Raw genomic sequence first — 10,262 nt, forward strand, 5'->3', positions numbered from 1 at the left:
AGTGAGCCCGTGATGAGCGAGCCCGCACCCGTCCGGCACGCGCGGGCGGCCGACCTGCGCCGGATCGCGGACGTGGAGGCCTCGGGCGGCGTGCTGTTCGAGGAGGCGTACGGCGACCTCACCGGCGACCCGCTGCTCGCCGAGCCGCCGAGCGGGGGCGAGCGGCTCGACCGACCGGGCTTCCTGCTCGTGGTCGGGCCGGTGGGGGAGCCGGTCGGGTTCGCCCACGTCGAGGTCGTCGACGGTTCACCCCTGCTGGCCCAGCTGTCGGTGCGCCCCGAGGTCGGACGCCGCGGGCTCGGCACCGCGCTCGTGCGGGCAGCGGTGCGCGAGGTGTGGTGGGAGGGGTTCGACACGCTCTCGCTCACGACGTACCGCGACCTGGCGTGGAACGGGCCGTTCTACCGGCGCCTCGGCTTCGTCGAGGTGGAGCGCCCCGCGCCGCACCTGCAGCGCATCCGCGACCACGAGCGGGCGATCGGTCTCGACCGCCACGGGACGCGCGTCGTGATGCAGGTCGCAGTCCGTCGCCAAGTTACCGACGGGTGAACTACGGTCCCTGAGCATGAGTGACAGCGGTCGCACCTTCACCACCGTCGGCGTCGTCGGGCTGGGCACCATGGGCGCCGGGATCGCCGAGGTCTTCGCCCGGCACGGGTTCTCCGTGGTCGGCGTCGAGCAGAACGACGAGGCGCTCGCCCGCGGGCGCCAGCACCTCGAGAACTCCACCGCGCGCGCCGTACGCCGCAGCAAGCTGAGCGAGGAGGAGCAGGCCGAGCTGCTCGGCCGGATCTCGCTCACCACCGACCTCACCGACCTCGCGGAGGCCGACCTGGTCGTCGAGGCGGTCGTCGAGTCGGTCGAGGTCAAGAAGCAGATCTTCCGCGACCTCGACGCCATCGTGCGGACCGAGACGATCCTCGCGACCAACACCTCGAGCCTCAGCGTCACCGAGATCTCCACCGCCAACACCAGCCCCGGCCGCGTCGTCGGGGTCCACTTCTTCAACCCGGCGCCCGTCCAGGACCTCGTCGAGGTCGTGCGCACCGTGGTGACCGACCCGGTCGTCCTCGACGACGTGACCGAGCTGCTCGCCCGGATCGGCAAGCAGCCGGTCGTCTGCGGCGACAAGGCGGGCTTCATCGCCAACACGCTGCTCTTCGGCTACCTCAACCACGCCGTGTCGATGTTCGAGGCGAGGTACGCCAGCCGGGAGGACATCGACGCCGCCATGCGCTTCGGCTGCGGTTACCCGATGGGCCCGCTCGCGCTGCTCGACCTCATCGGCCTCGACACGGCGTACGAGATCCTCGAGACGATGTACCGCCAGGGCCGCGACCGGCTCCACGCCCCGGCGCCGATCCTCAAGCAGATGGTCACCGCCGGCATGCTCGGCCGCAAGACCGGGCGCGGCTTCTACACCTACGACGGTCCCGACAGCCCGGCCACCGTGGCCGACGAGCTCACCCCGTCCGCCGACGACCGCCCGCAGCTGCGCCACCCGCTGCGCCAGGTCGGCGTGGTCGGCACCGGCACGATGGCGGCGGGCATCGTCGAGGTCTTCGCCAAGGCCGGCTTCGACGTCGTCTTCGTGGGCCGCAGCCAGGACAAGGTCGACGGCGTCGTCGCCCTCATCACCCGCAACCTCGACAAGCAGATCGGCCGCGGCCGCGCGACCGAGGACGACAAGACGGCGCTGCTCGGCCGGCTCACCGGCACGACCGCCCTCGACGACCTGAAGGACGTCGACATCGTCGTCGAGGCGATCGCCGAGGACCTCGCCGTCAAGACCACGCTCTTCGGCAACCTCGACGACATCTGCAAGCCCGGCGCGATCCTCGCGACCACCACCTCCTCCCTGCCGGTCATCCAGCTCGCGCGCGCCACGCGGCGCCCCGAGGACGTCATCGGCATGCACTTCTTCAACCCGGCGCCGATCATGAAGCTGGTCGAGGTCGTCTCGACGGTGGTCACCGCCGACGACGTCACCGAGACCACGCGCGCGCTGTGCGAGAAGGTCGGCAAGGTCGCGGTCTCGTGCGGCGACCGGGCCGGGTTCATCGTCAACGCCCTGCTGTTCCCCTACCTCAACGACGCGGTGAAGATGCTCGAGGCGCACTACGCCACCGCCGACGACATCGACACCGCGATGAAGCAGGGCTGCGCGCTGCCGATGGGGCCCTTCGAGCTGCTCGACGTGGTCGGCAACGACGTCTCCCTGGCCATCCAGCGCGAGCTCTACCTCGAGTTCCGCGAGCCGGGCTTCGCGCCCGCCCCGCTGCTCGAGCACCTCGTCACCGCCGGCTACCTCGGTCGCAAGACCAAGCGCGGGTTCCGCGACTACACGCTGCGCTGACCCGAGTGGACGCCCTGTGACAGGGCACACATGGCGACATCGGGTGGGGGTACCGGCCGGGACGTGGCAGCAGCAGAGATCGGACGCATCACCACCGACATCCCGGCCCGGCTCGACCGGCTGCCTTGGGCCCGGTGGCACTGGCTGGTCGTGATCGGGCTCGGGACCGTCTGGATCCTCGACGGGCTCGAGGTCACGATCGTCGGCTCGATGTCAGAGGCGCTCAAGCCCGACGACACCGGGCTCGGCATGAGCAGCTTCCAGGTCGGCTTCGCCGGGGCGGCGTACGTCGCGGGCGCGTGCATCGGGGCGCTGTTCTTCGGCCAGCTCACCGACCGGCTCGGTCGCAAGAAGCTGTTCATGGTGAGCCTCGGCGTCTACACCGTGGCGACCGTGCTCACGGCGTTCTCGATGAACCCGGCGTGGTACTTCGCCGCCCGCTTCCTCACCGGCACCGGCATCGGCGGTGAGTACGCCGCGATCAACTCGGCGATCGACGAGCTCATCCCCGCGAAGTACCGCGGCCGCGTCGACGTCGCCATCAACGGCTCGTTCTGGCTGGGCGCGGTCGCCGGGTCGCTGCTCACCATCCCGCTGCTCGACCCGACCGTCATCGACCAGGCGTGGGGCTGGCGGCTCGCCTTCGGTCTCGGCGCGGTGCTCGCGCTGGGCATCCTGATCGTGCGCCGCCACGTCCCGGAGTCGCCGCGGTGGCTGTTCATCCACGGCCGAGAGGACGAGGCCGAGCAGATCGTGCGCGACATCGAGCGCACCGTCGCCGACGAGTCGCACGAGGAGCTGTCGCAGACCCACGACACGATCACGGTGCGTCAGCGGCGATCGATCGGGATCGTGCTCATCGCGAAGACCGTGTTCACGCTCTACCCACGGCGCACGATCGTCTGCTTCTCGCTCTTCGTGGGCCAGGCGTTCCTCTACAACGCCTTCTTCTTCACCTACGGCGACACCCTGTCGACGTTCCTCGACGTGAAGCAGACGGGGTGGTACCTCGCGATCTTCGCCGCCAGCAACTTCATCGGCGCGCTCGTGCTGAGCCCGCTCTTCGACTCGCTGGGTCGGCGCAAGATGATCGCCGGCACCTACATCGTGTCCGGCCTGCTGCTGGCCTTCACCGGGATCATCCTCGGCGACCTCAGCGCGACCACGCTCACGCTCATGGGCGCGATCATCTTCTTCCTGGCCTCCGCCGGGGCGAGCGCGGCGTACCTCACCGCGAGCGAGGTGTTCCCGATGGAGACCCGCGCGCTCTGCATCGCCTTCTTCTACGCCATCGGTACGGCGGCCGGCGGCATCTCCGGTCCGCTGCTGTTCGGCTGGCTGGTCGACCGCGGCGCGTCGAGCGGCGACATCACCGCGATCGCGGTGGGCTACTTCATCGGCGCCGCGCTGATGATCGGCGGCGGCATCGTGCAGGCCTTCCTCGGCGTCGACGCCGAGGGCAAGTCGCTCGAGAGCATCGCCCAGCCGCTCACGGCCGAGGACGCCGACGGGTCCGGACCGGGCGGAGGAGGCTCGCAGAAGGAGCCCGTCCCCGTCTGACCGGCGGGTTCGGAGTCCGTCTGTAGGGTCTCACCATGACGGGTCTGGTCGTCGTCCTCATCGTGGTCCTCGGCGCGCTGGCGGTGGCAGTGGTCTCCGGCCGGCGCCACACCGAGAAGCAGCTCGAGACGAAGCGGGCCGAGCTCGAACCGGTCCAGAAGCTCGCCTTCGAGGACGTCACCGCCCTCGGCACCGACCTGCAGGACCTCGACGCCGAGCTCCTCGGCACCGAGCTCGACGCGGGCGCACGCGCCGACTACCAGCGGGCCCTCGACGCCTACGAGTCGGCCAAGACCGCGGCCGACCGGCTCGCCCAGCCCGAGGACGTCCGCCACGTCACCGAGATCATCGAGGACGGGCGCTACGCGATCGCGTGCGTGCGGGCCCGGGTCGCAGGGGAGCCGCTGCCCACCCGGCGCCCGCCGTGCTTCTTCGACCCCCGGCACGGCCTCAGCGTGGGCGAGGTCGCCTGGACGCCGCCGGGCGGCACCACGCGCGACGTCCCCGCGTGCGCCCTCGACCTCGAGCGGGTCCAGGTCGGCGCCGACCCCGACGTGCGCCAGGTGATGGTCGGCTCGCAGCGGATGCCGTACTACCAGGGCGGGCCGCAGTACGCGCCGTACGCCCAGGGCTACTTCGGCGCCTTCGCCGGCACCCACATGCTCTTCACCGGCCTGCTGCTCGGCGGGATGATGGGCGGCTTCGGCGGCTGGGGCGACGGCGGTGACCTGGGAGCCGGTGATCTCGGCGGGGGCGACGGTGGGGGCGACGGTGGCTTCTGGGGCGGCATCGGCAGCGACGGCGGCGGTGGCGGCGACTTCGGGGACTTCGGCGGCTTCGACTTCTGATCCGGCACACTCCTCGGTGTGCTGACCGCTCTCTCCGCCGTCGTGGCCGTCGCGTTCGCGCTGCTGCCGACCGGCACCGACGTCGACTACCAGCTCGGTGGGGCCACCACGCCCGCGAGCAACGTCGGCATCGTGGTGCGTGACCGCACCGAGCCACCCGCCGCGGGGCTGTACGACGTCTGCTACGTCAACGCCTTCCAGACCCAGCCGGGGGAGCGACGGCTGTGGCGGCGCCACCCCGACCTCGTCCTGCGCGACGACCGCGGTCGGCCCGTGGTCGACGAGGCGTGGGGCGAGGCGCTGCTCGACGTCCGCACCCCCGCCAAGCGCCGCGCCCTGGCCCGCATCGTCGACGCCTGGGTCGCGGGCTGCGCCGCCGACGGCTACCAGGCCGTGGAGTACGACAACCTCGACTCCTTCACCCGCAGTGACGGGCTCGTGCGGCGAGCGCAGACGCTCGCCTTCGCGCGCGCACTGACCCGGGTGGCCCACGCCCACGGCCTGGCCGCGGGGCAGAAGAACCTCGCCGGGCTCGACGGCACCCGGGTGGGCTTCGACTTCGCGGTCTCCGAGGAATGCGGCCGCTACGACGAGTGCGTTCGCTACGTCGCCCACTACGGCGACCAGGTGGTCATGGTGGAGTACCGCCGCGCCGACTTCGACGCCACCTGCGCGGCGTACGGCTCCACCCACGCCGTCGTGCTGCGCGACCGCGACCTGACCCCGGACGGGGTGCACGCATGGTGCTGACCACGACGAGCATCGGTGCGGCCGGGTCGCGGGTGCTCTTCTGCCACGGTCTGTTCGGTCAGGGCCGCAACTGGACCGGCATCGCCAAGGCGCTGGCCGACGAGCACCGCGTCGAGCTGGTGGACCTGCCCGACCACGGCACCTCGCCCCGCTCCGAGCGCTTCGACTACCTCGCGATGGCCGACGCCGTCGGTGACCTGCTCGACCCCGACGACCCGGCCGCGGTCGTGGGGCACTCGATGGGCGGCAAGACGGTCATGCTGACGGCGCTGCGCCACCCCGAGCGCGTCGAGCGGCTCGTCGTCGTCGACGTCTCGCCGGTGCCCTACGAGCACGCGACGGAGTTCGCGGGCTACATCGAGGCGATGCGGGCCATCGACCTCGACGCACTGGAGCGGCGCGGCGATGCCGAGGCCGCACTGCGCGAGGCCGTGCCCAGCCCGATGGTGCGCGGCTTCCTGCTCCAGAGCCTGCGCCGCGACGAGACGCCCGACGGCCCCCGCTGGCGGTGGCTGCTCAACCTCGAGCTGCTCGGTCGCGACCTCGACCTCATCACCGGCTGGCCGCAGGACGCGCTCGCCGACGTCGCGCCGTACGACGGTCCGGTGCTGTGGGTCGGCGGCGCGGAGTCGCACTACGTGCGCCCGGAATACGTCGAGGCGATGGACCACTGGTTCCCGCAGAACCGGCGGGTGACCGTCAAGAACGCCGGCCACTGGGTGCACAGCGAGCAGCCGGCGGTGTTCGCGGAGGTCCTGCGACGGTTCCTGCGCTGAGGTGAACAGTCGCTGAACACCGCCGCCGGGGCTTTTCGGGGCCCCGGCGCAGGAGCAGGCTCGAAGCGTGACCGAGGCGACCCTCATCCTGGTCCTGGTGATCGGGACCGCGCTGGCCTTCGACTTCACCAACGGCTTCCACGACACCGGCAACGCGATGGCGACCTCGATCGCCACCGGCGCCCTGCGACCCAAGGTCGCGGTGGCGCTCTCCGCGGCGCTCAACCTGGTCGGTGCGTTCCTCTCGGTGGAGGTCGCGCTGACCGTCACCAACGCCGTGGTGAAGGTGCAGGACTCTTCCGGCGCTCCGCGACCCGAGCTCACGGCCGACCACGGCTACGCGCTCCTGCTGATCATCCTCGCCGGCCTCGTCGGCGGGGTGCTGTGGAACCTGCTCACCTGGCTGATCGGGCTCCCGTCCTCCTCCTCCCACGCGCTGTTCGGCGGCCTCATCGGGGCCACCATCGCGGGCCTCGGCACCGCGGGCGTCAACTGGAACGGCGACGGCTCCAAGCTCGACGGCGTCGTCGGCAAGGTGATCCTCCCGGCGCTGATGTCGCCGGTCATCGCGGGTGCGGTGGCCGCGGTCGGCACCTGGCTGGTCTTTCGAATCACCGCGGGGGTCGCCGAGCGGTTCACCGAGAACGGCTTCCGCTGGGGCCAGATCGGCTCGGCGTCGCTCGTCTCGCTGGCCCACGGCACCAACGACGCGCAGAAGACCATGGGCGTCATCACGCTGGCCCTCATCGCGGGCGGCCACTGGAGCGACACCGGCGCGGTGCCGTTCTGGGTCAAGCTGTCCTGCGCGCTGGCGATCGCGCTCGGCACCTACCTCGGCGGCTGGCGGATCATCCGCACCCTCGGCAAGGGCCTGGTCGAGATCTCCTCACCCCAGGGCATGGCCGCCGAGGCGTCGTCGGCCGCGGTGATCCTGGCCTCCAGCCACCTCGGCTTCGCGCTCTCGACGACCCACGTGGCCACGGGCTCGATCCTGGGCTCGGGGGTCGGCAAGCCCGGGGCGCAGGTCCGCTGGGGCATCGCCGGCCGGATGGTCGCGGCCTGGCTCATCACGCTGCCCGCCGCGGGCGTCGTCGGTGCGGCGATGTGGTGGCTCGGCCACCTGCTCGGCGGGTACGCCGGACCTCTGGTCGTCTTCGCGGTGCTCGCCGCGCTGGCGGCGTACATGTTCCGGCGCTCGCAGGCCCAGCCGGTGCACCCCGGCAACGTCAACGACGAGTGGGACGGCACACCGTCGACCGCTCGACGCCAGGAGGTGACGGCATGAGGGACAACCTGGGCTTCGCTCTCGAAGGCGCCTGGCAGGTGCTCGCGGCCGGGCTGCTGCTCGGTGCGGGGCTGCCGGCGGTCTTCGCCCTCGGCATCCGCTCGCTCGCCTGGGGCACCGGGGGAGCGGCGGAGGTCGCAGCCGACGCCCGGCCCCACCCGGCCGGGCGGGCGCTGGCCGGGCTCTGCTTCCTGGTCGTGGTGGTCGGCATCGGCGCCGGGCTCTACGTCATCCTCGCCGCGGGAGGGATCGCATGACGCTCAACTCCAGGCTCACCGGGGTGCTCGAGTGGCTCCGCGAGGGCTACCCCGCCGGCGTCCCGCCCAAGGACTACATCCCGCTGCTGGCCCTGCTGCGCACCCGGCTGACCGAGGCCGAGGTGCGCGAGGTCGCCCAGGAGGTCGCCGGCGCCGACGACGACGCAGCGGGAGACGCAGCGGGAGACATCGGGGTGCAGATCACCAAGCTGACCGACGCGCTGCCGGCACCCGAGGACGTCGCCCGGGTCGAGGCCCGTCTGGTCAGCCACCACGGCTGGCCGGTCGACTGACGCAGCGTCGTCAGCCGCGATCAGCGCTGACGCGCGCGGTAGGCCGCGACGGCGTTGCGGTTGCCGCACGTCGTCGAGCAGAACTTCTTCGACCGGTTGCGTGAGAGGTCGACCACGACGCCCTCGCAGGTGTCGTCGGCGCAGACCGCGAGCCGGGACATGTCGTCGGCCCGGATGACGTCGACCATCGCCATCGCGGTCTCGACGAGCAGGCGTGCGGCCAGCGGCGCCTGGTCGTCGATGGCGTGGATGTGCCAGTCGTAGTCGCCGTGGCGGGCCAGCTGGGGCAGGGCGTGGTTGTCGCGCAGGAGCGTGTTGACCAGGTCGACGGCACCGTCGCGATCGGCGGTGAGCAGCTCGCGCAGCTCCGCGCGGACACCCCGGACCTCCTCGAGCTCGGCCCTCGTCCCGTCGTGGCGCCCGGTGTAGCCCCACTCGTCCCACAGGGCGTCGAGGTCGGCGACCTCGGTGAGGGTGTCGGGCTCGAGGGCGCTGTTGGCGACGAGTGCCGCCGCTTGCAGCGCCATCTCGGTGTCATGAGCAAAAGGCACGTTGACAGGTTACACGGTCCGCCTCTAGTGTCATGTGTCATGACGACGATGGCTGATGACACCCCGGTCGGGGCCCCCGCCGTGTCCGTGGAGGCGCCCGCGCGTCTCGCGGGCGGGCTCGCGCTCGCCGTGGTGTCGGCGGCGTCGTTCGGGATGGCGGGCGCGCTCGCCCGCGGTCTGCTCGACACCGGGTGGACCCCGGTGGCCGTGACCCTCGTGCGGATCGGCCTGGCCGCGGTGCTGGTGCTGCCCCTCGGGCTCGTCGCCCTGCGCGGTCGCTGGTCTCTGCTGCGTCGCAACGCCCGGCTCCTGCTGACCTACGGCTGCCTCGCGGTCGCCGGCGCGCAGTTCTGCTACTTCTCGGCGATCGCGCACATGCCGGTCGGGCCGGCGATCCTCATCGAGTACACCGCTCCCGCTGCGGTCGTCGTGTGGCTCTGGCTGCGCCAGGGGCAGCGGCCCGGCCGGATGACCGTCGCAGGCGCTGCGGTCGCCGCCCTCGGTCTGGTGCTGGTGCTCGACCTGCTCTCGGGAGCCTCGCTGTCGCTGGTCGGGGTGCTGTTCGCGCTCGGCGCCATGGTCGGTTGCGCGACCCACTTCCTCGTCGCCGGCGACGTCGACAACGGGCTCCCGCCGCTGGCGCTGGCCGCAGGCGGGCTCGTCGTCGGAGCCGTCCTGCTCGGACTGCTCAGCCTCGTCGGCCTCCTCCCGCTGCGGGCCGGCACCGACCCCGCGGCGTACGCCGGCCACCAGGTCGCGTGGTGGGTGCCGCTGCTGCTGCTCGGCGCTGTCACCGCCGCCGTGGCCTACGTCTCCGGCATCGCGGCCGGGCGGCGCATCGGCTCCCGGCTCGCGTCGTTCGTCGGCCTGCTGGAGGTCGTCTTCAGCGTGGCCTGGGCGTGGCTGCTGCTCGCCGAGCTGCCCGGCCCGGTGCAGCTGGTGGGCGGACTGCTCATCCTGGCGGGTGTGGTCGCGGTCAAGGTCGGCGAGCCCGCGGCCGGGCGGGAGTCAGCACCGGTCTGACCGCGCGGTCACCCCGCGCATGAAGGTGGGCCTGGACGGCTACAGTCTGCGCGGGACTTCTTGAAGGTGGCTGATGACGACAGGTGCGCCGCGCAGCGGTGATCACGTCGTGCGGCTCCCGTTCGCGAGCGGGGCGGCACGCGCTGCCCGCGACCTCCTGAACCGGCTCCTCGACCACCACGGGGTCAGCGACGAGCTGCGCCAGGACGCCGCGCTGATCGTGCACGAGCTCGTCGTCAACGCCGTGCTCCACGGTCGTCCCGACGACGACGAGCAGATCGAGTTCGCCACCTGGGTCGAGTCGGGCGAGCTGGTCATCAGCGTCCACGACTCCGGTGAGACCGGTCAGGTGGTCGTCCGGCCCCCCAGCCAGGACGCGCCCAACGGCCGCGGGCTCGCGATCGTCGACGCTCTCAGCACCCGGTGGTCCGTCGACCGTTCCGACGGCACCCGGGTCTCCGCGCACCTCGACATCTGAGGGGTGGTCTCGAGAGGGTCGCTAGCTGTTGTGTCCGGGGAGGTTGGGCACGAGGTCGATGGGTGACTTGCCTTTGAGGGCGGTG

Annotated in this window: 12 protein-coding genes; 11 read left to right on the plus strand and 1 reads right to left on the minus strand. The window is 71.9% G+C overall.

The features are described 5' to 3' along the window. Positions 1-12 precede the first annotated feature (12 nt). From GRQ65_RS20205 to GRQ65_RS20245, 9 genes are all read left to right on the plus strand, one after another. Positions 13-549 (plus strand): GNAT family N-acetyltransferase, encoded by a 537-nt coding sequence (locus GRQ65_RS20205; RefSeq protein ID WP_237448619.1) that lies wholly within the window; start codon positions 13-15, stop codon positions 547-549. Between the two features lie 16 nt (positions 550-565). Next, positions 566-2,356 (plus strand): 3-hydroxyacyl-CoA dehydrogenase family protein, encoded by a 1,791-nt coding sequence (locus tag GRQ65_RS20210; protein ID WP_160879808.1) that lies wholly within the window; start codon positions 566-568, stop codon positions 2,354-2,356. A 63-nt stretch (positions 2,357-2,419) separates the two neighbouring features. Beyond that, on the plus strand, positions 2,420-3,916 hold the full coding sequence (locus GRQ65_RS20215; protein ID WP_337191910.1) for an MFS transporter: 1,497 nt from the start codon (positions 2,420-2,422) through the stop codon (positions 3,914-3,916). 35 nt (positions 3,917-3,951) lie between these two features. Beyond that, a complete protein-coding gene (locus GRQ65_RS20220) occupies positions 3,952-4,764 on the plus strand; it encodes a hypothetical protein (RefSeq protein ID WP_160879810.1) in 813 nt (270 codons plus the stop codon). 18 nt (positions 4,765-4,782) lie between these two features. Continuing rightward, the gene (locus GRQ65_RS20225; RefSeq protein WP_160879811.1) at positions 4,783-5,514 is read left to right on the plus strand and encodes an endo alpha-1,4 polygalactosaminidase; all 732 of its coding nucleotides are present in this window, start codon (positions 4,783-4,785) and stop codon (positions 5,512-5,514) included. After that, positions 5,505-6,290, plus strand: coding sequence for an alpha/beta fold hydrolase (locus tag GRQ65_RS20230; protein WP_160879812.1), 786 nt, complete (start codon positions 5,505-5,507; stop codon positions 6,288-6,290). Before GRQ65_RS20225 ends, GRQ65_RS20230 begins: the two co-directional genes overlap by 10 nt. A gap of 67 nt (positions 6,291-6,357) precedes the next feature. Then, complete coding sequence (locus tag GRQ65_RS20235; protein ID WP_160879813.1) at positions 6,358-7,575, plus strand: inorganic phosphate transporter; 1,218 nt, start codon at positions 6,358-6,360, stop codon at positions 7,573-7,575. Then, on the plus strand, positions 7,572-7,832 hold the full coding sequence (locus GRQ65_RS20240) for a hypothetical protein (protein ID WP_160879814.1): 261 nt from the start codon (positions 7,572-7,574) through the stop codon (positions 7,830-7,832). Before GRQ65_RS20235 ends, GRQ65_RS20240 begins: the two co-directional genes overlap by 4 nt. Then, positions 7,829-8,125: a DUF3349 domain-containing protein gene (locus GRQ65_RS20245; RefSeq protein ID WP_160879815.1), complete on the plus strand. Its 297-nt coding sequence runs from the start codon at positions 7,829-7,831 to the stop codon at positions 8,123-8,125. The genes GRQ65_RS20240 and GRQ65_RS20245 overlap by 4 nt, the downstream gene beginning before the upstream one ends. A 20-nt stretch (positions 8,126-8,145) precedes the next feature. On the opposite strand, the gene GRQ65_RS20250 is transcribed toward GRQ65_RS20245, so the two are convergent. After that, complete coding sequence (locus GRQ65_RS20250; protein ID WP_202388423.1) at positions 8,146-8,652, minus strand: CGNR zinc finger domain-containing protein; 507 nt, start codon at positions 8,650-8,652, stop codon at positions 8,146-8,148. 63 nt (positions 8,653-8,715) lie between these two features. Here GRQ65_RS20250 and GRQ65_RS20255 point away from each other — a divergent pair, with 63 nt between their 5' ends. After that, positions 8,716-9,699, plus strand: coding sequence for an EamA family transporter (locus GRQ65_RS20255; protein ID WP_160879817.1), 984 nt, complete (start codon positions 8,716-8,718; stop codon positions 9,697-9,699). Between the two features lie 73 nt (positions 9,700-9,772). Then, positions 9,773-10,177 (plus strand): ATP-binding protein, encoded by a 405-nt coding sequence (locus GRQ65_RS20260; protein ID WP_160879818.1) that lies wholly within the window; start codon positions 9,773-9,775, stop codon positions 10,175-10,177. The last annotated feature ends 85 nt before the right edge of the window (positions 10,178-10,262 follow it).

Source organism: Nocardioides flavescens, assembly GCF_009823805.1.
GTDB classification, from domain to species: domain Bacteria; phylum Actinomycetota; class Actinomycetes; order Propionibacteriales; family Nocardioidaceae; genus Nocardioides; species Nocardioides flavescens.